The sequence below is a fragment of the Bradyrhizobium glycinis genome, assembly GCF_016031655.1.
Lineage (GTDB): Bacteria > Pseudomonadota > Alphaproteobacteria > Rhizobiales > Xanthobacteraceae > Bradyrhizobium > Bradyrhizobium glycinis.
In genome coordinates, this window is the sequence record NZ_JACCHQ010000018.1 from 69,797 (window position 1) to 95,456 (window position 25,660).

The 25,660-nt window shown below is 57.8% G+C and carries 21 protein-coding genes; 7 read left to right on the top strand and 14 right to left on the bottom strand.

Annotation, left to right across the window (positions count from 1 at the left end; genetic code table 11):
- The first annotated feature begins 584 nt into the window (after window positions 1-584).
- From HZZ16_RS23945 to HZZ16_RS23955, 3 genes are read left to right on the top strand one after another with little or no spacing between them, the layout of a single operon-like run.
- Window positions 585-797, top strand: a complete 213-nt coding sequence (locus HZZ16_RS23945; RefSeq protein WP_197952325.1) for a hypothetical protein — start codon at window positions 585-587, stop codon at window positions 795-797.
- Window positions 798-817: 20 nt separating this feature from the next.
- On the top strand, window positions 818-1,087 hold the full coding sequence (locus HZZ16_RS23950) for a hypothetical protein (protein WP_197952327.1): 270 nt from the start codon (window positions 818-820) through the stop codon (window positions 1,085-1,087).
- 48 nt (window positions 1,088-1,135) lie between these two features.
- A complete protein-coding gene (locus HZZ16_RS23955; protein WP_197952329.1) occupies window positions 1,136-1,309 on the top strand; it encodes a hypothetical protein in 174 nt (57 codons plus the stop codon).
- 756 nt (window positions 1,310-2,065) lie between these two features.
- Here HZZ16_RS23955 and HZZ16_RS23960 read toward each other — a convergent pair.
- The 11 genes from HZZ16_RS23960 to bioB all read right to left on the bottom strand — a co-directional run bounded on the left by HZZ16_RS23960 (window position 2,066) and on the right by bioB (window position 16,049).
- On the bottom strand, window positions 2,066-3,781 hold the full coding sequence (locus HZZ16_RS23960; RefSeq protein ID WP_197952331.1) for an outer membrane beta-barrel protein: 1,716 nt from the start codon (window positions 3,779-3,781) through the stop codon (window positions 2,066-2,068).
- A gap of 687 nt (window positions 3,782-4,468) precedes the next feature.
- Entirely contained in the window at window positions 4,469-5,602 is a 1,134-nt protein-coding gene (locus HZZ16_RS23965) for an aminotransferase-like domain-containing protein (protein WP_197952334.1), read from the bottom strand.
- A 19-nt stretch (window positions 5,603-5,621) separates the two neighbouring features.
- The gene (locus tag HZZ16_RS23970; protein WP_197952336.1) at window positions 5,622-7,199 is read right to left on the bottom strand and encodes a class I tRNA ligase family protein; all 1,578 of its coding nucleotides are present in this window, start codon (window positions 7,197-7,199) and stop codon (window positions 5,622-5,624) included.
- A 1-nt stretch (window position 7,200) separates the two neighbouring features.
- Complete coding sequence (locus HZZ16_RS23975) at window positions 7,201-7,530, bottom strand: cupin domain-containing protein (RefSeq protein WP_197952338.1); 330 nt, start codon at window positions 7,528-7,530, stop codon at window positions 7,201-7,203.
- 24 nt (window positions 7,531-7,554) lie between these two features.
- Complete coding sequence (locus tag HZZ16_RS23980; protein ID WP_197952340.1) at window positions 7,555-8,334, bottom strand: phytanoyl-CoA dioxygenase family protein; 780 nt, start codon at window positions 8,332-8,334, stop codon at window positions 7,555-7,557.
- 40 nt (window positions 8,335-8,374) lie between these two features.
- On the bottom strand, window positions 8,375-9,604 hold the full coding sequence (locus HZZ16_RS23985) for an MFS transporter (protein WP_246510384.1): 1,230 nt from the start codon (window positions 9,602-9,604) through the stop codon (window positions 8,375-8,377).
- On the bottom strand, window positions 9,601-10,920 hold the full coding sequence (locus HZZ16_RS23990; RefSeq protein ID WP_197952342.1) for a lysine N(6)-hydroxylase/L-ornithine N(5)-oxygenase family protein: 1,320 nt from the start codon (window positions 10,918-10,920) through the stop codon (window positions 9,601-9,603). Before HZZ16_RS23990 ends, HZZ16_RS23985 begins: the two co-directional genes overlap by 4 nt.
- Window positions 10,921-11,831: 911 nt before the next feature.
- Window positions 11,832-13,085, bottom strand: a complete 1,254-nt coding sequence (locus HZZ16_RS23995) for an adenosylmethionine--8-amino-7-oxononanoate transaminase (protein WP_197952343.1) — start codon at window positions 13,083-13,085, stop codon at window positions 11,832-11,834.
- On the bottom strand, window positions 13,082-13,726 hold the full coding sequence (bioD, locus tag HZZ16_RS24000; RefSeq protein ID WP_197952344.1) for a dethiobiotin synthase: 645 nt from the start codon (window positions 13,724-13,726) through the stop codon (window positions 13,082-13,084). Before bioD ends, HZZ16_RS23995 begins: the two co-directional genes overlap by 4 nt.
- Entirely contained in the window at window positions 13,723-14,877 is a 1,155-nt protein-coding gene (locus HZZ16_RS24005; protein ID WP_197952345.1) for an 8-amino-7-oxononanoate synthase, read from the bottom strand. The genes bioD and HZZ16_RS24005 overlap by 4 nt, the downstream gene beginning before the upstream one ends.
- Before the next feature lie 158 nt (window positions 14,878-15,035).
- On the bottom strand, window positions 15,036-16,049 hold the full coding sequence (bioB, locus tag HZZ16_RS24010) for a biotin synthase BioB (protein WP_197952346.1): 1,014 nt from the start codon (window positions 16,047-16,049) through the stop codon (window positions 15,036-15,038).
- A gap of 118 nt (window positions 16,050-16,167) precedes the next feature.
- Here bioB and HZZ16_RS24015 point away from each other — a divergent pair, with 118 nt between their 5' ends.
- Window positions 16,168-16,809, top strand: a complete 642-nt coding sequence (locus HZZ16_RS24015; protein ID WP_197952347.1) for a GntR family transcriptional regulator — start codon at window positions 16,168-16,170, stop codon at window positions 16,807-16,809.
- Between the two features lie 962 nt (window positions 16,810-17,771).
- Here the strand turns inward: HZZ16_RS24015 and HZZ16_RS24020 are convergent.
- Entirely contained in the window at window positions 17,772-18,212 is a 441-nt protein-coding gene (locus HZZ16_RS24020; protein ID WP_197952348.1) for a VirK family protein, read from the bottom strand.
- A 2,443-nt stretch (window positions 18,213-20,655) separates the two neighbouring features.
- Between HZZ16_RS24020 and HZZ16_RS24025 the strand changes: the two genes are divergently transcribed.
- The 3 genes from HZZ16_RS24025 to HZZ16_RS24035 are packed head-to-tail and all read left to right on the top strand — an operon-like array spanning window position 20,656 to window position 23,500.
- Entirely contained in the window at window positions 20,656-21,345 is a 690-nt protein-coding gene (locus tag HZZ16_RS24025; RefSeq protein ID WP_197952349.1) for a response regulator, read from the top strand.
- Window positions 21,346-21,372: 27 nt separating this feature from the next.
- Window positions 21,373-22,827 carry a type II and III secretion system protein family protein gene (locus HZZ16_RS24030; protein ID WP_197952350.1) on the top strand — a complete coding sequence of 485 codons (1,455 nt, stop codon included), beginning with the start codon at window positions 21,373-21,375 and terminating at the stop codon, window positions 22,825-22,827.
- A 10-nt stretch (window positions 22,828-22,837) separates the two neighbouring features.
- Window positions 22,838-23,500, top strand: coding sequence for a CpaD family pilus assembly lipoprotein (locus HZZ16_RS24035; protein ID WP_197952351.1), 663 nt, complete (start codon window positions 22,838-22,840; stop codon window positions 23,498-23,500).
- Between the two features lie 302 nt (window positions 23,501-23,802).
- Here the strand turns inward: HZZ16_RS24035 and HZZ16_RS24040 are convergent, their stop codons facing one another.
- Together HZZ16_RS24040 and sctT are read right to left on the bottom strand one after the other, a co-directional pair.
- Window positions 23,803-24,840, bottom strand: a complete 1,038-nt coding sequence (locus tag HZZ16_RS24040; protein ID WP_197952352.1) for an EscU/YscU/HrcU family type III secretion system export apparatus switch protein — start codon at window positions 24,838-24,840, stop codon at window positions 23,803-23,805.
- Window positions 24,837-25,658, bottom strand: coding sequence for a type III secretion system export apparatus subunit SctT (sctT, locus tag HZZ16_RS24045; protein ID WP_197952353.1), 822 nt, complete (start codon window positions 25,656-25,658; stop codon window positions 24,837-24,839). Before sctT ends, HZZ16_RS24040 begins: the two co-directional genes overlap by 4 nt.
- Between the last annotated feature and the right edge of the window lie 2 nt (window positions 25,659-25,660).

The window sequence follows — 25,660 nt, forward strand, 5'->3', positions numbered from 1 at the left end:
TGATGTCACGCTCACGTACTGGCTGATCGGAGCTGGAGCAGTCCTAGTCCTGATTGGGCTATTGGGCGTAGTGCCTTGCGCAGGCTCGACGCGAAGGCGGAAAGAACGCGACAGTTGGCTGGCACGACCCCTGGTACAGCACGCTTGCCAGAAGTTCTTGATCACTAGAGCGCTAGCGAAGTGTCCCCTCCCCATTTGTTGATAGGGCTGAGGCGTTATGACATGGCAAATGAGCCCGCGAAGCTGATCGACGACTTCTGCAGGAGACCGGACTTGCCAGCAAACGTTCGCGCGTGGGAGAAGGAAGCTCGCGCCAGCGCCCTGTCACTGGCCGGATTTCTCCATGCCACGGGGGAATCGCCGATTGGTTGCGGCCTGATGCTTTCGACTTCTCAGCCGCCCGTTTTCTGTCGATCGTGCCTCCTATATGAGACTTGATTTGAGATCCGGCGAGAATGACGAGCGCGCCGCATGCAAGCTCACGAGCACATGTTGTGCGCCCTGAATTGCCAAAGACGAATCTGAGCCAGTGCCAATCAGTTGACTGATTGCATTTCGATTGGGAAGAGATACGGGGGAACTTGATGAGCGAAGAAATCTCCGAGGTTGAGTGGAACGGGAATGCCTTGGTAGGCTGGGTTACGATCAACGGGGCTCCCATTAAGGTTGTGCTCGATAGAAACACGATTCATCGTCACGCGCCGGGCTTCGATGACGCCCTTACTTGGGAAATCAAACGTCACGGCGCCGCAATCGTCGAGAGAATGATGCCATTTCTTCGTGCGACCTACGGATGAGGCCGGCTATACGCGCGTTGATGTCGTCGGTTTTGCCGGCCCGGTGCTCGCGGGACGGCGACGCAGCCAGCCAAAAAACCGTCGCGGCCGACCTCCAAGGCGGCTGCTATTCGGGTGATCGCGTGCCCAGAGTCTGCCGCCTCGTCGCGCCACCGGTGCAGCAACCGGAGCAGCGCGTGTTCGTCGGCGCCAAGCTTCTTCAACGGACGACGATCCAATGCGGCGATAATTCCGGCGACAATGACCACGATCAGCGTGCTATTCTGTTCTGCACGCTGGACGACGGCTGAGATCGTGTGCCTTTGCATGGGGTGCGGCGCGGCGAGCGGGTGACTGTTGTGTCCACGATCGCGATCCAGACGCCGATGATCGCCGACGAACTTCGGCGGCAGGCGAACGAATTTATCGACTTGTCACAATTCAAGCTGAAGCTGGAGCGCGATGCGGCCGAACGGTTAGGCCTGCGTCAGGAGGAAAGCCGAGGCTCGAAAATCGGAATGCCAAATCTCTGAGCGACCCGCCGAGTTACAAGCAAGTTCGTTCTCGAGGGTGAAGAACTCAAGGCTTTAGGCCGGATTTGCGATCGGTTCGGTGATTAGCGCTGCTAGGATTTGGCACGCCAAAAGCCTGAGGCACCCGAAGATACTATGACGTTACCGGCAAAGGCGGACATAAAGTGAAGTGCCCGCCACGATCGTCGCCCAAAAGCCAATCGCCGCAAGCGATTGAGGACGGGATGGATAGAAAAGGCAGGAAATGGATCAGCTCAACAAGTATTCAGCCTTCGTAGGAACCAAGGGTAGAGCAGAGAAAAAGATAGTTGCTGTATCGAAGGCGTGCTGATCGAGCTTCTCACGGCAAACCTCCACAATAGGGATTTATCGGCAATGCAAGGGGTCAAATTTGCAAACGATTGACATCGGTCCGGCGTCCGCGTCCCTACCGATTCACGACGTCATCGCTAAGCCGCAGGTTGATAACGACAACCCGCGCAGCGCAAACGACAACAAAGCGGCGCAATCAAAGCTCCGACCGCGCGCTTGCGGTGGGCGGACGACGGCGCTGACATCGAAGATCAAACGTTGCACCACCTCCGCGGCGCCTGGTCTTCACCTTTGATGGGTCGATGCAAGCTTTCGGGCCCAAAAGCCCAAACGCTTGCAGCTATAGTCCCATCCTTCGCTTAGTTCCAGCCTAGCCAAGAGCGCGGCGCCGTCTTCATTGTGGTATCTCGGCGGTGCCAAGCTTAGAACGAGGAGCAGGCAGTTTTAGTCAAACTTGTAGGAGGCCTGCAGGAACGTGCCCCATCGTTCCATGCGATGGTCCGCAGCAAAGGGCCCTTTGGTAACGGGGGCGTGGTGCGCGTCCGGGGCTTGCGTGGCGTGTCCTTTACGCTCATTTGGGGTCCACATGGCCCAATAGCGGCCACCGACGCCGACGCTGAACTTCTTACTGATGAAGTAGGATAGGATTGCCTCGACCTGCACACCACCGCCACCACTCCCGCGTTGATCATTGAACGTCGTGAATTGGCGTAGCAAATGGTTGTCGCGCCCGTGGAAATCCGTCCACGGCAGGTAAGCAAAATCGGCACTCACGCGCCAACGATCTAGCAAATTGGTCTCAGCGCTGAGGCCGATGCGCAGCGCATTCCAGTCAGTGTCTTGGCTGCCGATGATTTTTCTATCGCCCGGCGCAAGGCATGGATCAGACTTCGGGGCGGCGATCTGAACGCAGCCTATCGAGTCGGACTTCTGGCCGTAGTAGCTCCAGCCCATAAACCCACCGACCTTGTAGGTGCTGCCGCGGAGGAAATTGTATCCGGCATCGGCGGTGTAGTAGGTGAACCTTCCGTTGGCCTGGCCCGATATCGTGTTGACGTACGCGATGGGCTGGCTCACGTAGGGAGGGACCAAGCCCCAATCTTCATCGTTCATGTTTCCAGTGTTGAAGCGCCCGACCCCGATATTGCCCTTCAGGAAGATCCCCCAGGGGCTATCCACACGTTGGAACAACTCACCGGAAATCCCATCCAGCCTATGATAGGAGAGTCTTGATACGAGACCACTGCCCCCGTTGTCCCATTGATACCTTCCTCGGCTTAACCACAGCCGTGTGCCGCTTTCCAGCGACCACCCATCAGCGAGGGCAATCGGCGAGGCGCTGACCGCTGGCTTTGTCGGGTATAGCGGCGCATCTGACCATGCCGGTGTCCATGGGGCGGCGTCAAAATGGTAGTTCAGGCCAAGCTTTCCGACGTGGTAGCTGCTGGATAGGCTAGTGACGTTGGCTGGGACTGTTGCCAAAGGTGGATACCGTAGGGTCGGAGGGGTCGCCACGTTTGCTCCGCCGAACCTTAGATAGTCGTATTCAAGTGTTAGGGACCAGGCCGGCGTGAGCGCTTGCTCGACGCCTACCCCGATTGTGCCACCGACACGACCATAGTCGAAATGGGTGGCATTCTGGGGCGCCAAGCCACGGAATTCGTTGTTGTTGGTGACCTCGCCGCGATTGTGCTGCCAGACCACGCCCCCCTTGAGATAAGCCAGCGTTTGGCCCTGCGGTCCAAACGCATACCCCAGGCGCCCCGTCCCGGTGACAAAGAAGTTTGGACTGGCGTTGCAGTTGGCGCTGACGACAAAGCTGGAAGCGGCAAGACAGGTGTTTATACCGTCCGAGACGGCGCCACTTGCCTCCAGTTCAACGCCAAAAACCCAGCGCTCCCTCTGCCAGAGGTAGCCGATCTGAGCTCCGGCCAGGAACACAGGGGTGTGGACAACGTCCCCATAGAGTGACGGACCATAGGGATTACTGAATGATGTTTGCCCGTAGCCCCCGCCGACGTGACCGCCGATATATCCGCCCGTCCAGCTCCAGACGGCGGGTGGGACCTTTACTGCCGGCCTAAGATCGGCCGAATTGACGGTACCGCCTGCAACAAGCACAGCTATTGTGACCCCGCAAAAAAGAATTCCAGATCGCATTTCACCTCACGGACATATGACGCGCGCCAACTTGCAACGAACGCCGAATAGGCGACGTTGTTGGCTCCGCTTCCACGGCCTTGTGGTGTGCAGGATCTAGGCCAGCAGACGCGATGCACATTCTCTGCGGTTTTTCGATCGCGATGTTGTCTTCGCAACAAAATCGGTGGATTTTGAAACAAGCCGCTCGTCTTAGGTGGAACAGCGGAGCGCCGAGAATTCGTCGAGCATCAGAAAGAAGATGACGCCGTCCGGCCTTGGCTTGGAGATCCTCAGTCAATCGGCGGCGTTCGTCATGATGGCCTTCATCGGTCATCGGGCCAACAGCGGGCCGTTGCTCAAAAACAAATGACCGCGGTCTCGACCGAAGCATCGTTATTGATCCGCTGGTCGATCCCGGAAATCCGGCGCATCGCATGAAGCATGAAGCTTGCCCAGCCGCGCATCTCGCACGCCCACATCATCGCGTGGTCGTCCTGGCGCAGGGCTCATAAGGGCCAACGCGCGCAAAGCCCATCTACACGCCGGCTAGGGGCGCACCGAGGCGACCTTGCCGGCCGGCAACAAAGCAGGACAGTGACTTGTTATGTCCCTGCGAGCTATCTCTCTTTCAGAAGCGCCGGCGCTGGGAGCTGGACCTGCGACGCGTCCTAGATCAGAAACTCTGCTGGAACATACCACGCGCGTCTAGCGGTTAGCATGCAAGTGACTTAAGCGCTCCAGCCCCTGCTCAATGAGAGATATTGGAAGATAGCTGAAACACAGGCGAACGTGACGGCCACTTCCTGGGCCATAGTTACGACCATTTACAAGGTGCACGTCGTGCTCGCGGCTTGCAGCTTCAATAAACCTCTCCGGATCCGTACCCAGAGTAAGCCGTACCCAGAACGAGAAGCCCCCGCTTGGGACGCTATATTCCGGGTCACAAATCCGGCTGCGCTGCAATAAGCTATGTACGTTGTCTCGCTTGGCTCGGTAGTGCTCGCACAAGCGTGTTATGTGCGAGTCAAGAGCGCTCGATTGCAACAACCCCAAAACGATATTACTTAGAACCGGACTTACGCCGCCGTCGCGTTTGAGGTGCGCAAGCCTATTGATGATGTCCGATTCTGCAAGCACCCAACCTACCCGTAGCCCCGGTCCGGCAACTTTTGAGATGCTATGGACATTGATCACGTTATTGCCGGGCGCTAGCCAATGCGTTGGGCCGTTGTAGGGTAACTCAGCATAGACAAGGTCCTGCACCAAGAGAGCGCCACTGCGGGCTAGCAGTGCCGCCAATTTCGCCACATAGTCGCGCGACATCTGGCGCCCGGTCGGATTGTGAAATGCTGGCATCGTGTAGAAAAGCTTCACCCGGGCATTGGTCTGCAGCATTGCCTCGACCTGGTTTAGATCCACTCCCTCTGCCGCCAGACCTAGCTGGACCACGGTTGCACCCGCGATCGAAAATGTACGCAGTGCACCCAAGTAGGAGGGGTCCTCCGTCAGGACTACGTCACCGGGGTCAATCCAGCCATCGGCAAGCAATTGCAAGGCCTGTGAAGCTCCACCCGTGAGCATGATTTGGTCATGCCGCACACCGTACCTCAGTGCGAGCTTTGTACGGAGTTCGGGCAAACCTGCCGCATCCGTATACTGCGGCAGATCGGCGAGAGCCACACCTGTACCTCCGTCAAACGCGCCTGGCCACGGCAGTTCTGCAAACATCACCGGATCAGCCAGCCCGTAGCTGAAATTGATACCATGCTTCGCACTTGAGGAGTTGAACGGTGCGAAATCCTGAGCGATAGCGCTGCGTTTTGAGAATCGCGAATTCATGGCTTCGTCATTCGGATCGTCATGATTGCGAAATCTGTTCTTTGCCAAAGCGCTTATTGTACTCCGCGGCAAAGTTTGCGGGTATCGGCGTGCTGAAACGAGGAAAGCCCACCGACGTCTTTGGCTGGACTGCTACGGCCGAAGTCTCGAGGGACGGCCGCCACGCACCGCCAAAGTAATGCTGGCCGTAACCCATCGCTAGCTCAGGTAGTACGGGATAGAGTAGACTCAGGAACAGCGAGATCTGCGCAGCATTCCCTGTCCAATCGCCTGCATGTGCAAAGCCAGCTACCTTGAAGCACCTGTCAATGACATCAAGCGCATCCCAGAAACGCAGTGCGGTGACCGCATCGGCGTAATCTTCAGCGAAGCGGCGGAAATTCGGGGAGAGTTCAGTGCTCTCTACTATACGTGCGTCTTCTGCACACCGCCGTAACGCATCTTCCCAGACCCGAATGCGTGACGCTGCCGAGACGAGTCCGTCGAGATTAAAATCATTTGCGTCGGATCCAAAGGGCTTTGCCACTCGCGCCAGTGCATAACGGAGTACGTTTGGTCCCACCTCACGCGCCACTTCATCGGCCCAAAGAGCATGATCACGACTGGTGGAAAACTTTTCGCCTTCCAGCTTGTAGAAATCCTGCACGGAGTGATTTTTGGGAATTGGGTAGCCGCGCGCGAGCAGAGCGCCAGCCACACCTAGCGTGTAATAGAAGCGATTATCTTGCCCCATGAAGAAAAGAAGCTCGCTGTTCTGGTCGTGCAAGGTCGCGTTTGCGTCCAGACCGGCGCGGGCGCATAGCTCGCGAATTCCGGTGTCGAAGCACCAGAGGCCCTCAAACCATGTAAGCAGCGTTTGGCCGATCAGAGAGTCAGGCTGTTTTACCTCCACACCGTGCTTGAAATGCCGAGTCATCGGCAAGCCGCGCACCTCCCGGTGTAGCCAAGTGCGCGCTTTGGCGCGTATCGGCTCGGGCCACACGCTTTCTCCGATGGCTTCATGCAGTTGGCGAGCGAGACGTGGCATGTCGAAAACGGCCTGCTTGATGGCTCTTAGCATAAGATTGCGGCCGCAGGTGACGTGCCGCGCGTCACGGATTGTGTCGTGCTCAACAGCCAACCCGCAGTTCTCACACAGGTTGCTGTCACAAGGCGATGAGCAGGCCGGACAACGGCCAGTTGCGAGCGAGTCCGCAACGAGCTCATCGCAATGTTCGCAATACAGTTGGACGCCCTGCCGTACGTCGACGTAGCCGGCCACTTGCAGCTCGCGGAATATCGCTCGCGCATTTTTCTTGTGACTCTCGCTAGATGTGCGCACGAACACATCAGGCGTAATTTGCACAGCACGCAAACACTCTAAGATCTGATGAACGTATTGTTCTGCGACCTCGCTAAAGGATCGGCCGAGCTTTCGTGCCGTTTCAAGCGTATGTGTGCCGTGCTCGTCTGAGCCGGTGATGTAATAGGCCCGATGGCCGGTCATGCGCTGAAAGCGGACGAAGATATCAGCCAGTAAATACACACCGCCGATGTGGCCCAGATGTAGTTTGCCGTTAGGGCAAGGCGGCGCGGGACAGACAAAATAAGTGCGCACGTCAATCCCACCAGATCGAGACAAACTTGAGAGTGCTGTCTTGGCTGATATTGCGGATAGTGTGCGTCTGATGTGGCAAGATGTAACACAACGTCGCCTCGCTAACGTCACGGACCTGACCGTCGACTTCGAACTCTCCACGACCAGAGATCAGCAGCCACACTTCGTGCTCCTGATGATCGTGCGGGTCGACCGCATCGCCTGCAGCGAGCTCCACGACCGAAGCGCCAAATGCTGGGCTGAGCCCCTCCGGGAGATGCTCCAAGAGGCGCCAGACCAGAGCGCCGTATTCGGTTCGCATCACAGAATGATCGAGCCGCACCGTGTACATGTTGATCTTCCTCAGACGTGGCCATCAGTCGCGATAGAATATGCCATTGGGAAGCTTTAGGTTTTCAAGATCCGCCACCGCTTCCTCTGGTGGGTTGTAGGCGCGCTTCATGCGGTTGTATTCGGTGCGTGTCGGCCCCCCAGTAGATGCGCGCTGGAACACCAAGTGTATCGCACGACGCGGCCGATCGCTCTTGTTTGGCGGGGAGTAATGGGGCGCATAATCGTCGAAAATGAAAACATCACCAGCTTTCAAGTGCACCGGCTCCCACGCGAAGGTCTCGGCAATCTCCGGGTGAATCACGCCGCCGGCATCCATCGGAAACATTCCTTCCTTATGGCGAGCTGGCGTGAAGAAGAGCCCACCGTTACCCGGGCCGGAGTCGTCCACGGCGATGGATGCAATTGCGTGCACCATGCGGTCGGCTATCTTGTGCGGCACATGATAGATGTCCTGATGAGGGTGGTATCCACCGCTGTCCGGATACTTGAAGATCAAAAGTTCCTTCAACATCCGTGTCTTCTCATTCAAGAGTGTCTCGACCGCTATACGAATGCGGCCATCGGCCAGGAGCGCCTCCCGTAGAGGGGCATGGTAGTCTAAGAAGTTCTCAGCCTTTGAGATAATCTTGCGGCTGTCACTCGTCTTCTCGAACCACAACATCCACTTATCGGAACTTACATCCCAACGTGCAACTTCCTCAACATAACTAGAAATCTTCTCGCGCGTGACTGGATCGAAGAACTTCTCCAATCGAAGGTATCCATCCTTATGCCATTTCGATTGTTGTGCCTCAGTCAGCATCTGTGAGCTCCTTCCTAAGACGAGACGGATCAGTCGTGCTTCACTCCAGGCGGGTTGCTAGCACCGCATTAAGAGCCGCTGCGCTCAATAGGCCCAGCAACATCACGTCAGGACCGAGTCCACGGACCAACGGCCCTCCGACCATAGGAAAGCCGAAGAGCCCGAGAAAATATGCGAGGGTAAAGATCTGCGATGTAGTGGGCACGGAGACGCCGTGCTCGCCGGCGAGATTGACGGCGATGGTATTCAAGGTTGAATAACTTAACCCATAGCCGGCGGCAAAGAGGACAGAGGCCGCAATATAGAGTGAGGTGCTGCCACCGTTGAAAAGGAACAGCACCAGAGACGCAGCGGTCAGTAGGATGAGCGTGAGCGCCAGTTCGCGCAACGGCAGGCTGCCCATCAGGTGAGCGACTGAGAAGCGTAGTACCACGCTCGTAGCAGTGAAGAAAAGAAAGAAAAGATCGGGATTGAGGTGACGTGAGGCGGAGTACGCGCTCTGATATGTGGACAGCCCCGCGAAGATGCAGGCTGAAATCGCAATCATGGCGATGGGCAGTGCTGTGCGCTTCTGAAGCAGTGTCCTAGTCGCGGCAAGTGTAATTGCGATATCTGGCATAGGAAGTGCCGATAGCTTCGAAGTTGCGCGTCTTGTAAGGTCTACGCAGGCGGCTGCGATCAGGCACGCAATCGCAAGCACCGCATAAATCGTGGCCAGCGAACCGGTGTATCTTGCGAGCAAGTGACCAAGTGGAGCTGCCAGGCCGAGCCCAGCCATTTGTGATCCGGATAAGACCGTCAAATACTGAATACGTGCTGAAGGCCGTAGATGGCGGATGATCTGCAGCGGTGCCAAAATGAAGAACACTGACCAGGCAGCGCCCACCAGCAGTCCTCCACCGTACGCTGCCCGCGTATCGAGAGCAGCGCCGGCAAAGGCAAGCATGGCTAACGCCATAAATAGCGATGCGACAGTCAACGTGGGCAATAGGCTTATCCGCCTTGCCAGCCACCCTGCCAAGTAACAGGAAACGAGAGAGGTAGCCATACCGCTAGAAATGATAAGATCCGCTGCTTGACCATCCGTTTCGAGCGCATGCATGTAGCCCGGCAAGAGAAAGCTAGTGCCGTAAGCTGCTGCAATGACAATGGAGGCAATCAAAAATGGTACCAAGGCGCGGTAGTCGAGCGTGCCTGAAAGCCGGTCGGCGGTGTTGGCCGTTCCATCCGCAATCCGGCCCCGCAGCGGTGAGGTCGAGCCGCCGTTCAAGTGCCACCCGATACCTGTCGGGTCAGTCGCATCGCAACCACACCGGCGTCTCGTTCAAACTCGTCTGAAGGTGCGTAAACCTCAATCATCTGCCTGTCGGATGTATTCAAATAGAACGGTCGGCCGAGGAGGCTATTGATAATCACGCTGTTGCGGTACGCGACCAAAGATAGATTGGCGCTCTGCAATCCGTGCTGCACGCGGCTTTGATTTTGGAGATATACTGGTCCTGGCATGTGCCGACTGAAGCGGACTGCGTAGTCCGGGCCGAGTATGGGCAGCCCCTCTTCCATACTCGCGCCCTCGAGTAGGGCCTCCAAGAAGGGCGGCTTACGTGGCTGGAAACCTGTAGCAAGCACGATACGATCGACGAGGATGCGGCTATTTCGCTGCGTTGCGATGTCATCCAGATCTACTCGCCAGCCCTTGTTGTGGGAGGTGATGTCTTTCACGACTACGCCGCGCAACACACGAAAACGGTCGGCCAGCGTGCCATCCACGCTCCGTTCGTACAGCATTTCATATAGGCGGTTACACAAGTCGACGGAAATACCATCGCTCGTAAGCATCTCGGCGTCGACTATATCGCGGCGTTGCTGAAACGGTAGAGCGTGAAAGCGGCGGCTATAGGCGGGCGTGTAAGCCTCGTTCACAAAGCTGTTGTCATCGATGGCAAAAAAGTTCGAACGCGACGTTGCCCACGTGATCTGGGTGGATACAGAACGAGTAAGAATGTCCTCGATAATCTCAGCCCCGCTCTGACCGCCTCCCACAATGAGCACATGCTCGTCTGCATTCGGTAGCGGCCGCTCGAGATAGTCAGCTGCATGGTAGACAGTGCCACATAGCAAAGATCTGGCACAGGCGGGGATCTTGGGCTCTACGCCAACACCGACAACAACAGCGCGCGCTAAGTATGTGGTTGTATTCGTACTGATGCGGTAGCCGTCCCTGAAGGGAATAACGTCCTTGACGTTCTCGGAGAAGCGGAGCGTCTTGAGTCGCCCTGCGACCCACCGGAAATAGTCGGTAAACTCATGCCGAGACGTTGAAGCATTGCGCTTGTTGACGAAGCTGTAGAGCCGACTATGCAGTGCCAAATAGTTGAGGAATGAATATGGGCTAGTAGGATCGACCAGGGTCACGCAATCCTTGAGCGGCGACACCTGTAGGCGACTGTTTGGCAGCGCAAGGCCTGGATGCCAGACAAGTGCGCCCCGCTTCTCCAGGAAAAGTGCGCGGAGCGGAGTAGGTTCAATAAGTGCTGCAAGACTAAGGTTAAATGGGCCGATCCCAATTCCGATGACATCCAGCATTTCCCCAGAAGTCTCCTTGAACTCGTGTAAGTTCTTGTCCTTGGCGCTCGCGTAAATTCTGTCCTGGTCCGGGTACGTCGCTTCATTACTGAAGCACGTTTGTCGGACTGGGATTGGGCAGCGGCTTGGCCTGTAACCGCGGCAGTGGTCTGTCTGCTCAAGAGCAACGGCCGTGCCAACCACAAAATCTCGACTGCGCTTTGTTGGACGAGAAGAACATGCCCGACTACAGCATTTCCTGCGGAATTGCCCCGGCAGCTGCTGTCGGATTTAAGACATTGCGGCGGCAATCGGACATACACATGCGGAATACGGAGCGCACGGGTCCATGGCTGAAAACCAACACACCGTGAGTGCTCGTCTACACCGGCAATGTGGGGCCACGTAGACGAGCTCGCAACAGCACTCGCTAGCCGTTTCCTTGGGCGGAAGATCAATATGCACAACGCCGACGTTAACGGCAATGAGGCGCCAAATGAAGTCGCACGGTTCAAGAGGGAGGTTATCGTCCCGAATTTGAACCCTCGCGAACATTGGTAGCCCAACGAGACAGCCCGTCCTGCACCAGCTGAAAATCATCCACTTGGGTGCGAACGAATTTTCGGACTCCGACTTTTGGCCAAGCACGTCACGGAATACAAGCACCTGGCCCGAACAGGCGGGACCCGCGAGTGGACGAAAGGAAGAGTGTCATGGGCGGGAAGATTAGGACCTTTCGTCTGGATGACTGATAACCCACGCACAAAAATGCCAATTATAGCGATTCTCAGAGCAAGATCTTTTCCTCCCTTTGTGTGCGCGCCGCTCTCACAACCTTGTCTCAAGCTTGGTATAGGTCCACTTCAGGCGTTTAAGATCGCGCGGCAGGATTATTTAGAGCGGGGCTGCTGGGGCGGCGAAGAGGGCCAATTTCAGGCCAGCGCATCAGCAGCCTCGCGAATGCCCCCATAGATTTCGTCAAGATCTGCTTTCGTGACGCAATATGGCGGCATCACATAGATCGTATTCCCGAGGGGACGCAGCAGCAGATTTTGCTCTCTGAAGAAGGCCTGAAGCTTCGGACCGACCTCCGCCAGATAGCCGGCATCGCTGGCTTTCAGATCGAGTGCCGCAATCGTGCCGGCGCGACGCACGTTTGCGAAGCGCGAGTCCGTCCGGAAAGGTTCGAGTGCTTCTTCTTGCATCCTGGCAACCGACGCCACGCGCTGACGAGTTTTCGGATGCTGCCAAAGGTCGAGGTTGGCCTTTGCAGCGGCGCAGGCCACGGGATTTGCGGTATAAGAGCTCGAATGAAAGAACGTACGGGTCCGATCTTTCGAGTAGTGCGCCTCGAATATCTCGGCCCGGCACAGCGTCACCGCGAGCGGAAGTGCTCCACCCGTAAGTCCTTTGGAATAGCAGACGATATCCGCCGTGACGTCCGCCTGCTCGCAGGCGAACAGTGTTCCAGTTCGGCCCCAGCCTGTCATGATCTCGTCGGCGATGAACAGGACATGGGAAGCCTCACATATCCGCTTCATCTCTTTGAGCACCCAAGCTGGATACATCAGCATCCCGCCCGCGCCCAATACCAGGGGCTCCACGAGAAACGCAGCCGGAGTTTCGCTTCGGCAGGCGAACTTGAGCGCGTCGAGTGTCGCCTGCTCATGGCCTTTCGCTGGGAACGGAATGGACGTCACATCGAACAGCAGGGGCCCGTACGCGGCATTGAATACACCGCGGCTACCTACCGACATCGCCCCGACAGTATCGCCGTGATAGGAATACTGCATCACGACAATACGCGTTCGCGGTTTGCCGATGTTATGCCAATAGCCGAGTGCCATTTTCAGGGCCACTTCCACGCTGGCTGAGCCGCTATCGGAGAAGAAGACATGATCGAGGCCGCGGGGAGCGAGTTTTAAAAGCAGGGCGGCGACCTCCTCGGCCGGAGCATGGGTGTAACCGGCGAAGATGATCTGGTTGAGCTTGGTGGCTTGTTCTTGAATCGCGCGCGCAATAGGCGGATGGCAATGACCGTGGGTCACGACCCACCAGGATGAGATGGCATCTATGATGCGGCGCTCATCCGCGGTGTAAAGATAGGCACCCTCACCACGTGCGATCCTCGTCATCTCGTCACAAAGTGCGTGTTGGGTGAACGGATGCCAGATCGGCGACTTCACGTTTGATCTCCCCGCTTGAAATCCTCGGCCACGAATGATTCTTTGAACGCGGCCTGCAGCGCCTCGGGCGTGAGAGGAGAGAGCCAGGGCAGCCGTCCCAACCAACGCACCCGGCCGATCTCGCAAATGGCGGTCTCGGCCGCGGCATCTCGTTGGCCAATGAACGCAACCCCAAGAAGATTGATGTGGCGCTTGCGCAGAGCCTCGATCGACAACAACGAATGATTGATGGTGCCGAGTCGCGTGCTCGCGCAAAGCACGACGGGAAGCCGCCACCCCTCGAGGAGGTCGATATAAAGAGTGACGCCGTTCAGCGGCACCATCAATCCACCTGCGCCCTCGATCACGAGCGGCCGTTCGCCCGCGTTCGGTGGCCGAACCGAGTCCACTTCAATGCGAACTCCGTCGATTTCCGCGGAATGATGGGGCGAGGCGGGGGTCCGAAGACGGTAGAGTTCCGGGACGATACGATCGTGTGAGAGTCCGCCAAGGCGAGCGACGAGCTCACTATCGGTTTCTCCGTCGAGGCCGGCTTGGACCGGCTTCCAGTAGTTTGCACGCAGGAGTTTGGCGAGTCCCGCTGAAAAGACCGTCTTGCCGATTCCGGTATCCGTGCCTGTCACGACAATCGACTGACTCATCGCAAATCGTCCCATGTCTCTTCGACCAAGGCATCGAGCATCTCGGTTACATCATTCTCTGTGACGTTAAGCGTTAGGGAGATTCGCAATCGTGCCGTTCCCGCCGGCACGGTAGGTGGCCGGATTCCACGGATGTCAAAGCCGCGAGCCTGAAGCTTAGAGGCGAGCTGCATTGCTCGCGCATTGTCGCCGACGATATATGGAATGATCTGTGAATTCGAACCACTCGCGCGGCCGCGCGCAGCGATGGCACGATGCGTGAATGCGACCAGACTGGCCAGGTGTTGCTGCCGCTCAGGCTCCTCTTCCAGGATCAGAAGCGCTTCCCGTACGGCAACCGCCATCAAGGGCGAAGGGGCGGTAGCAAAGATAAACGGACGGCAGCGATTGACCAGGAATTCGCGCAGCACGCTGGAGGCCGTAACAAGCGCGCCAGCAGCGCCCAGCGCTTTGCCGCAGGTGTGAACGATGAGGAGATTTTCGCGTCCCTCATAGGCTGCGGTAAGCCCCCGTCCCTGCTCACCATAGATGCCCGTTGCATGGGCCTCGTCCACGATCAGAAAGGCTTCGTAGCGGTCCGCAAGCGTGACCAGGGCCTCGAGCGGCGCGAAATCGCCATCCATGCTGTAGAGACTTTCGACCACGATGAAGATCCGGCCCATTCCGCCCTTGGCCCGCCAATCACGTATCGTGTCTTCGACCGACCCTACGTCGTTATGCGCGCTTAGCCGGAACTCGGCACGGCCGGCACGCGCTCCCTCATGAATGCTCGCGTGCACAAGCGCATCGATAACCACCAGATCGCCCCGCTGCGGCAGCGTCGTCAGCAGAGCAAAATTTGCGACATAACCGCTGCCAAAGAACAGCGCCGTCTTCGCGCCGAAGAACTGGGTAGCAGCCGCCTCCAGTTGTTCGTGCTCCTTGCAATTGCCCCGCAAGAGCCGCGACCCGCCGGCCCCGATGGGCGTTCCAGTCTCGAGTGCGGCTGTGAGAGCCTTTTTCATCCGCGGCGAGCGCGCAAGCGCGAGGTAATCGTTCGATGTAAAATCGATGCCGGCGCGCGGCTTGAGCCCGCGCAGCCGGTTGTCCCCATTAAGAGCATGCAAGGCTGCGACATAGCCCGCAGCTCCGGTCGAACGACTTGAGTTCATTCTTTGCCTTCCAGGGTTAAGTTCATTAACGCAAATATCTTCAGTCCCCGCTGCGAAGGGGCCTCTACTTAGCTTCGTAAGGTTTCGAGCTGCGTAGATTTTGTCCTTTCAGGGCGATTTGCATATCGCACCTATACTGAAGATTGGCTCTGGGCGGGCTAGCCGCCGTTTTGCGCTTGCGAAAGGGCTGACGCGATACCCAGTCGAGCGAGCAACGCTGTATCGCGATCGACCTTCAAGTTCTTGGTGGTCAACAGCACGTCGCCGATGAAGATCGAGTTCGCGCCAGCCAAGAAGCACAGCGCGTGCGCCTCATCACTCATGTATTGCCGCCCGGCAGACAGCCGCACCACGCTTTTGGGCATCATGATCCGCGCCGTTGCCAGCAGGCGCACAAGCTCAATCGGATCGGGGCGCTCGGCGGTGTCATTGACCGGTACGCCCTTGACTTCGTTCCAGAGGTTGATCGGCACGCTTTCCGGTGGCTCGCCCAGATTGGCGAGCAGCACGAGCATGCCAAGTCGATCTTCGACGCGTTCGCCCATGCCGATGATGCCACCGCAGCAAACTTTGATGCCGGCCTCGCGCACAAGAGATAGCGTATCGATACGCTCCTGCAGGGTACGCGTCGTGATGATTTTCCCATAGAACTCAGGGGAGGTGTCGACGTTGTGGTTGTAGAAATCGAGCCCTGCCTCGGAAAGCCGTGCAGCTTGCTTCGTCGTGAGCATTCCGAGCGTGACGCAGGTCTCCATGCCAAGTTCCTTGACCGCTCTGACCATCTCGCAGACGGAATCGAGATCGCGGTCTTTTGGCCTGCGCCAGGCAGCTGCCATGCAGAAGCGGGTAGCGCCAGCGTCTTTTGCAGCTTTCGCTGCAGCGAGCACCTCCGATCGATCCAACAGACCTTTGGCTCTCACTCCGGTGTCGTAATGGGCGCTCTGCGAGCAATAGCCACAGTCTTCCGGGCAGCCGCCCGTCTTGATGCTGCACAGGCTTGCCGTCTCAATGCTGTTTGGATCGAAGTTCTCGCGGTGAACGCGCTGCGCCTGAAACATCAACTCTGCAAACGGCAGCCCATAGAGTGCCTCAGCCTCGGCGCGTTCCCAAACCCTGCTAACGGCAGCGGTGTCTCCGCTGCCTTTCCGGCCCACAACCAGACCTGCCGTCATGAACGCACTCCACCTTGAGATTATAGACAACAAGTCCAATTATCTATAACAAGGGACCCGTCGATTAACGTTAGTTGATGCGTGACCAGATTGCACTCGCTATTCCGGTAGATAATCTATGAAAGCCGCTTACCAGACGAATGCTACGGCCGCAGCGCGCATTGAGCAGTCAATTGGCGAGCGCATCATCAGCGGCGTCTTGCCCCCGGACGCTCCGCTCCGGCAGGATCATGTGGCCCGAGAATTCAATTCAAGCCACGTCCCAGTGCGTGAGGCTTTTCGGCGGCTGGAGGCTCAACACCTCGTCGTCGCTCAGCCTCGTCGAGGTGTGCGTGTCGCCCCGCTCGATACCAAGGCGGTGAAGGAGATCGCCGAGATGCGAGCGGCGCTCGAAGTGGTCGCCTTGCGCAATGCGATTCCCAAGCTCACCTCTCGCGATTTGGCCCAGATCGAGCTTGCACTGATTGAAGGAGACAATGCTGATACCATTGAGCAGTTCGAGTTAGCCAACCGCGCGTTTCACCACGCGCTAGTTGCTCCTTGCGCGATGCCGCGCCTGCTGGCTAGTCTCGACGGACTGCAGCTTGCGAATTCACGATTAGTGTTCGCGATGGCGTGCAATCAAGGCTGGCGGCCGCGACCCAACCAGGATCACCGCCTGATTCTGCAAGCCGTGCGAGCGCGCAACATCGATCAAGCCTGCAACGTGCTCTTGCGCCACATTCAAGCAATCGAGCGCTTGGCGCTTCCAGCATCCTGAGCAGGAACAAGAGAAGTCGTCCTTCGAGGGTCATCACACGTGTCAGGCTATCGAATCTAACTTGCAGTTCAAGCCGGTTCAGCCAGCTCGCTGCCAATATCTGCGAACCCGGCTCCATCTTTGCTTCCGACGGCTTTGTCGGGATCTGTCACATCGTTCTGTTTTCCGTCAGGGTTAAGGACCACGTTGAGCAAATCGTTGACGGCCCGTCGGTTCTCAATGCGCGCGGGGGTCGTCTCACAGTCGAGCGCAACAGCTTGCGAAGCTAAGCATCGGTCATCGGTCTGCCGGGTACCCCTAAACGGATCCGCGGCTCACTGAACGCTGCGATCCCCTCCAACAGGAGCCAACTCGAGAATCCGAAAGAATGAGGGCATACACGGCCGAAAGCGTGGAGGCGGCGTTCTTCGCTTCCACCGGCCCCAATTTGGCTCAAAGAGTCACCCATCGTTGCTGATGGCGCCACCGCTCGCAGCCCGCGCCAGCGCCGTTAGACACATGCGTCGTGCCAAGGCCACGCTGATGGGTAAACGCCACTAGGTCAGTTCAATCGAAATTCCAAGCAGTACGCATCAATCGAACTGCGAGCTGTGGATCAGATCTCCATCATCGCCGCCGGCAGATTGAATGAGTTGGAAGAATGCGGTCCGACAGAAGACGCAGATCAACCGCGAAGATACTTTGTCGAGATCTATGTGCGCTGATTGCCTGCGAGGAACTGGTTTCCGGCCATACGAGCATAGGCGGGCCCGTTCTTCTGATCAATACGATCCCATGAGCACCGCCGGTCCCAATGCAGAGCGAACTGACGCGAGTTCGCGGAACCTGGTTATCACGGACGTAAAGACGGCCAGAAACGATCTGGCCGTCGCTACTGACGATACTAGCGCATGACGGCTTGCCGACTTTGTCCACACCGCTAACGGATAAAGGTCAACGCGCATTCCCGCGGTGCTTGTCGCCTACCAGATGAATGTTGCGCCATCAGGCAGTTCGCACACGAATTCGCCCTGGTTCACGAGTTCGGTGGTCCCAACGACAAGCTTGGAGGCCCGCACGGTAAGCTTTCCGTCGCGGTTGAGGCTGTGGCGAATGTATTCGGTCACGGCATGGCCTGAGCTATCCACCGTTTGATGCGCATTGGCAAAGCTGATGCCGTTCTGGGCGGTCACCCTGAACGCATTGATAACCAGGCCAGCCTGCGTCCCAGGCCCGGGCTTGCCACCCTCGGCGGTAGTACAATGGTTCATATCCAGTATGAGTTTCACGTTTTTGCCCGTCTGCAAGGCCTTGAGCACCTCCATGTATTTCGGCGAGGTCTCATTGGCGCTGACCACACCGCTCACGGTTGTCGCAGAAAGCACGGACAACACGATCAACAGGGCTCTGCCAGTTAAGTTCATTTGCTCTTCTCCCTCCATAGAGAACCACAGGTCGCAAGCGTAGCGCCACAAGATGGAATAGCCGGGTGGACAGACGTCAAGCGCCGTTGCACTTCGAACAAAGACAATCAGTCACAATTGAACGCAAGTGGTGGCGACGGCTATTCCGACGTCACAACATCGTAGGTTAGGTTTACTGAATCGCCTCCTCGCGAGCGTCGTCCCGGGAGATGGTTCATCGAGCAGACCCTTGGAAAGCGATAAACGGCGCGGGCATCTGCCACCTGACCGACGGGCTGGACTTAGGCTGACACGAGCCCAGCAGCCAAGACAGCTGAGTATTACCTCCTCGAAATACACTCATATATCGCACATGCACCGACTTGCGGCAGAAGCTCGCTTCATTACATCCTCCAATCCACATCTGAAGACGAACAGCATCATTCTCTTCGCCGGTCAGCTTCTTGAAAGCTGTCTTGCAAATTGTCTCCAACGACTGGAAACGGCTGAATATCGACCCAGGGAATGCGGCAGGGACCGCGGCTGACGGCCACGACGCGGTGCCGCAATAACACGAGGGAACAAGCGTACTCACCGCTGCGGCAGTCGGCCTATCGAAGCAGAATCGGACACCCAGCTACAGTACCTCCATTCGGTTCAGCAAACATCGGATCCTGCTGGATCTGCCAGTGCAGCGAATGAGACTGCGTCAGAAAACAATCACTATCCTGCCGCATCATTTGTCAGCGCGCGCGCCTGACGTGAGCCGTTAAGGCCCAGCATGGATCCTTTTGGCATCTCGACTTGCCATCGGCCGTGCGCTCAACAAGAGAGCTCGGACACGATCGCATCAACGATAAGGTCATTAGAGTCTTGTTCAGCGGCAAGCCGCGCCGTCGCACAATGTTCTATTCGCGACCTGGATGCGTTCCATAAAAACAATCGATTTTGCCGATCTTGCCTAAACGTCCCATATTGTCCTGGTCTATGGAGGCAGCATTCAAGAATGTCGTTTTGCAATCCTTCCCGTCCCTTTCCGGCTAAATCAGCTTGCGCGCTCGGGCGCCTGCGTCCCAGAAGTTAGCTCCTGCGGCTCACAGGAAGCATCGCGGGGCTCGCCACCGTCTCCCTGCTGAATCGGCACGCATGAGTTTGATCGTACGACCGTCACGACACGCCTTAAGGGCCAGCAAAGACGATCGCGTTCACGCACTGTCATCGCCTTAGGCTCGAGCTACGCTTTGAATGGACCGAGGGAATGCCCATGACATTGGGGAGAAGACAAGCGATAGGCCCAGATCAGACGTCTGGTTTCGGCACGCGTCGTCATCGTTTCAGACTCTTGCGACGACAAGGGCACTGCCTCCAACCAGCGGTTAAAGGCACTTGAATCTCACCTTGCGTCAGATTGTAGGATTTCTGACAGCCTAGAACTCTTCCTGACAGGTAGCAAGAATTGCGAACGTCTCAAAAGCACAACGCTCCTCCGCTCAGTCCCATCACGCTGCTGGATTTCTCCGCTCCAGGACCTGCGTCCGACGTCCCCCACGTGCAGATCGAAGGACGAAGAACCGATACGCTTGCAACCGAATCAAGATGCGGCGCGCGAGCAGGACGCCGGCGGACGCCATCTTGGGCACACACCAATTCCAAACTCGAGATCCGGTTATTCTGGCGCCGTGCACCACGTGAGACGAGAAGGTGCTGGTATAGCCACCTGGATCTATGCGCGAGGCAGCACCGTGGAGCTCGATTGGGGCATCGTTCTCAGCTTTCGCTAGGCTGCTGCGGACGAGGGAACCTCGGGCGCAACGGAACTTCGGCACGGTTGACAACCTTGCGTGCGAACGATTCCCCAGCAATAGGGTGCTCTTCGAGCCGAGCGAGGCATTGATCGTTTCGTCGTGCATCTCGAGCAGTGAAGCCATCGGCCAGATGCGCGGCGTGATGTGTCTTCGAATGCGGAAAAGACTTGCATTGTCGTGACTCCACGACACGACGGGCTCAACGGTCTAACAAGACCACCGCAGACCATGACCAATTCGGAGGGTTCTAAATGTCGGTTTCGCTCATCTGTTCAGCCACAACTCCGATCGTCTCCCGCGCCACGGTTTCGATCGCGCGGCCTGGCGCTATTCGCACCGCAAGCGTCGGCTCAGGACACGCAAGAACGGCTGTGATCGACCCACAAAGGCGTCAGCGCGCTGCCGCGGCAAACAACACAAACTATCTTGCTAGCACGAGGGGCATGTTGAGCGGCGCCGGCGCCGTAAGCAGTCCGCGGCGGTCTATGGTCCATACGATGACAATGGACCCCCACATATCGATCACCTGGCAACATGTTCCGCCCTCTGGTTTCGGGCGGTTCAAATTCACCCCAACTAAACCGCCTCTCAGGTCCATCGAGCCCCATAATCGGACTCATCGCGCTCAGGTCTTGCTGTGAATGGACGAGAGGCGATGAATGCGAATTCTCCTGGTTGATCATCACTCGGACTTTGCCCGCGACGTGAAGGACGTGCTGTTGAATCGCGGCTTCGCCGTCGACGTCACACGCACTCTGGACGAGGCGGCGGCCGCGCTCGATTGCGCGAACTACCACATGGTCCTGCTCGAATTGGCGTTGCCAGATGGAGACGGATTGGATTGGCTGAAACAGTTGCGGCGCGAGGGACGGTCGATGCCTGCCATGATGATGAGCAGCCTCAACGATATCAGTCGACGGATCGCGATTTTCAATGCGGGCGCAGACGATTTTTTGCCAAAGCCTGTCTCTACCGACGAACTCATTGCTCGCATGCGAGCTATTTTGCGACGCTCAATGCAAATGACAGCCCCGGTAGTGACATTCGGGAATTTGCATTTCGATCCGATCGCGCGACAGGTCTCGGTCGGTGGCCGACTCCTCAGAATTGCGCGCCGCGAAGTGTGCATTCTCGAACATCTGCTCTATCGCGCGGGCCGTACCGTGCCGCGCGCATCGCTCGAAGACAGCTTGTATGCGTTTGACGACGAGGTCTCGACCAATGCGCTGGAAGTCGGGATCTATCGCTTACGCTCACATTTGAGCCAGGCGGGTGCAACGCTCAGGATCAAGACTGCGCGCGGTGTCGGTTACACGCTTGAACTTATTGGCGCAGCATCGGCTGCCTAGCCGATCGAACTTGAAAGCAACACTCCCTTGAACGTCGTTAATTGTGCCGCCGGCGCCGATGAGCCGTCGCCGTTCGCCAGCGGCTCGCAATATGCCGCTTTTCCCCGCGTCCGCTACCTCCTATGCGTAGTCGGTCTGCTATTTCCGCTTGCCGTCACAGCTCAGACAAAGAGGGACGGCAAAGGAGAACCGCCACGTGCCGCGCCTGGCAGCACAACCGGCACGCTCAATCTTACCTCCTCCCAGGGCAAGACAGTTCATCTGACCGGACCGGCTACGACCATCTTTATTGCCGACCCGGCGGTCGCCGATTATCAGGCCCCGTCCAACACCACGATCTTTGTGTTCGGCAAAAAGTCCGGACGGACGAGCCTGTTCGCCCTGAACGACAAGGGAGAGGCTCTCGCTGAGCTGCGTGTTGTCGTTACCCAACCGATCGAGGATCTGCGTGCCGCGCTGAAGGCCGAGGTGGGCGACTATCCGATTCAGGTCAGCTATACCCCACGCGGCGCTATCCTTAGCGGTACGGCGCCCAGTGCCGATGTCGTCGAGAACGCCAGGAAGGTCACTGAGCAGTTTCTTGGCCCGGGCGCGCTGGTGGTCAATAAGATTCAGGTCGCTGGCTCGCTGCAGGTGAATCTCAGCGTGCGGGTGGCAGAAGTCTCTCGCAGCGCCGTCAAGGACCTCAATATCAACTTCACGGCCTCCAGCCCAAACGGCGCTTTCCTTGCCACCGGCAAAGGTGGCGGGTCCGGCGCGGCCGGCGGCGGCGGCACGATTGGGATCGGGTTTAGCGCCGGCAACGCTAACCTGAGCGCTGTTCTCGATGCTCTCGCGAGCGAGCACCTCGCCTCGATCCTGGCTGAGCCGAATCTGACCGCGATGTCCGGTGAAGCGGCAAGCTTTCTCGCCGGCGGGGAATTTCCGATCCCGGTCATGCAGGATAATCGACAGGTTTCCGTCCAATTCCGGCAGTTCGGCGTCAGCCTGGAATTCGTCCCGACCGTGCTTAACAACAATCAGATAAATGTCCGTGTGAAGCCCGAGGTCAGCGAACTGTCGAGCGAAGGCGAAGTCAAAATCAATGGCATAGCCGTCCCTGCACTCTCGACGCGGCGGGCGAGCACCGTGGTCGAGCTCGCCAGTGGTCAGAGCTTTGCAATCGGCGGCCTGATCAGGCGCAACTTCAACACTGACATTGGCGAGTTTCCCTGGCTCGGCGACGTGCCGATCCTGGGTGCGCTTTTTCGCTCCTCATCCTTTCAAAAACGAGAAACGGAGCTGGTCATTATTGTCACGCCTTACATCGTACGGCCCGGATCGAACTCGAACAGGATGAGCGCGCCAACCGACCGCATCGCACCGCCCTCAGACGCGGGGCGGATCTTGACGAACACGGTGGCCCGGCCGCCGCGAGACCGCGATGCGCCTCGCGCCAGCGCACCAGGATTGACCGGCAGCGCCGGCTTTATCATCGAATGAGGATCGTCAAATGAGCTTGCGACATTTGTGCCAATTGATCGTTGTTGGGACAACATTGGGCGGCTGCGCAAATAGTGCCTCGATCCATCTCGGGCCGGCTGAACAAGCAATACTGGTCGAGCAGAAGAGACGCACCTTGTTCCTGCGGAGCGTTCGTGGCTCGGAAAAGCGTCAACTGCGGAGCTTTCTCATGAACGTCAGCGGCGGCCGGCGGGATGCGCTTCATGTGGATGTCACCGGCTCGCCTCGGCTCATGGCCCAAGTGGCGCACGAGGCACGCGTTATGGGCGTTGCTCCTTATAACATCCGCCTGTCTGCTTCTCCGGTCGATTTACCGCCCTCCTCCGGGGTGAGGATCGAGGCAATCACTTTTCAAGCCCATCCTCCGATCTGTCCGTCGCTTTTGATCGTAGGACCTGCCGTGAACGACAATTCGTTCGACCCGACGCTTGGCTGCTCGACGGAAAATAATCTGGCCGTCATGGTGAACGATCCGCTGGACCTGCTGGAGAATCGGTCTGTCGTCGCGAGTAATGGCGATCGCGCCGCCATTCCTCTTGCCAAGTACGGTACCTCCGCTCCACACAACAAGAGCAACGGAGAAGATGGAGCAGGCACGGCAGCGCTCGACGCCGCAGGAACGACAACACGAAATGTGCAGCCGCTCCGATAGACGGTTTCGGTCGCAGGTCGATTGGCGGATCTGGTTCACCCGCACCAATCGATCTCTCCACGTAGCGTGCTCGTGCTCAATAAGGTCCCCATCACCGCCCTGAGCGCTTGGACAGAGAAGACGTAACCGGATGTCGTCTCTCCGAGATCGACGGCTGAAGAGAGAGCCTACAATCTATGAGGCTTATCCAGCAGCGTGAGTTAGGCATCGCGACCACGGTAGGCCTATGGCGCCGGGGCGGTTAGGCGCGCCCTTCCCGACGAAACTACCCTGACGCTGCGATCCGCAACGTGCAGGATGATCTAGACCAGACCAGCGCCATAGAGTGCTTTTGCGACCGGCTCGAAATATTGCGAGGGAACCGGCTTGCCGAGCTTTGCTGTGCCGAGCAGTTGACGTGCCAGGACGTCGTCATTCACAATCTTGAGGCGCAACGCGCGCGCCTCACCAAGCAGCTGTGAAGCAGCTCCGCCCTCGCCACGGCAGACCAAGACCGGCACGCCGGTCTCACCACGAACGTAGCGCAGGCCGATCAACGTTGCCGATCCCCGCACTATCAACGTGGCGCGACTGATACCGAGCGGAGCCTCGTTGGCCGACTCTTGCCTGAGACGCCGGTGCTCACGCTTCACCTGCGGATTGCCTTGCTGCTCCTTGTTCTCCCGCTTGGCCTCGGTTTCCGTCATGCGCATATCCTGCATAAACAACCGGCGCTGGATTAGAAGGTCGGCCAAGCCGCCGACCAGAAAAGCTGCAGCGGCCATCCCGGTGAGAAGTTTAACCTCGCTGAAAACGAAGCCAAAGCAGCCCATCCCGCAGACCGGCAGGTACACAAGCGCCTTCCAGCTCGCGGTCACGCTGACAAAGAAAGCCGCACCAAGCAAAACCACTTTGACCAGCGTCTTGCCAAGCTCGATGGCCGCACGTTTGGAGGCGATGCGTTTCAAGCCCTTGATGGGATCCAGTTTCTCGAGCTTCGGCTTGAGTGGTTCCGACGCAAACATGAAGCCGCCATTGGCCAGGACATTGGCCAAAAGAGCTGCTGTCACGGCAGCGGCGAGCAACGGCGCGACAGTTGCAATCGAAAGCTCTAGTATGCCGCTGAGCGCTTGCGGCGCCGCATTTGTGAACGGCTGCTCCTGCAGTTTATCGACCAGCTGAACCGTCTCTTGCCACTTATCCTGGATCGAACCTGCTTGCCACCAGAGGCAGCCGAAACCGGCACAGGCGCTGACGCCGCTCACCAGATCGGAGCTGCGCGCAATCTGCCCCTTCTTGCGCGCGTCGCGCAGCTTTTTTGGCGTTGGAGGAAGCTTTTTTTCCTCACTCGTCCCGCTCATTTCAATAGCTTTTTCAGATGCTCGAGCATGTTGCTCGAGCTCAAGGTCTCAGCTTCCGCGTATTCCAGCAGATAGACGGTGTAGCTGACCATAATGACACCGAAAGCGACATTCTTGATCATCGGAGAGAGATCGTTCATCTTGAGCTGAGATGCGAAACGGCCGAGCATCATGACCGAGATATCGACCAGCAGCAGCAGCGCCAGCACCGGTCCGGCGATCAGCAGCGTCGTCAGCATGATATGATCGAGAAGGGCCAGACATTCCATCGCGCCCTGCGACGTCACCGCAGGCAAGAACTGAAAAACGGGCCAGACCAGATAGCTGTCATACAGACCTTTCACCATCATCCGAAGACCGCCGACCAGAACAAAGATCGTAACCGCTGTTATGCCGAGAAAAAGTCCCGTTCCGGACGCCTGGCTGTGCGTCGCGGGGTCCTCGCCCGCAACCTGGCTTGAAATTCCTCGTTGGGTATCGATGATGTCGCCAACTGCCTGGATACTCCATAGCGGAATACTGAGCAGGACGCCGAGCACAAGACCGACAAATACCTCCTTAAGCCCAAGCATGGTGACGCTGACCAGACGTGTGCTCGAGTCCAGTGCTGCTAGGCCGAGCTTGACTTGGGCGAGGCATGGCAGGCCAATCGCGATCGTAAAGCTTCCCCGTATTAGGCCGCTGATGCGCGGGCGCGTAAAGACGGGTAGCACTATCATGATGCCTAGGGCACGGGCCGCGCTCAGACTGGTTGCGGCGACGAGTTCGATCGCGCCCTGGACGACCGCTTGCGCATCGGCGGGGGACAGGCCAGCCATCC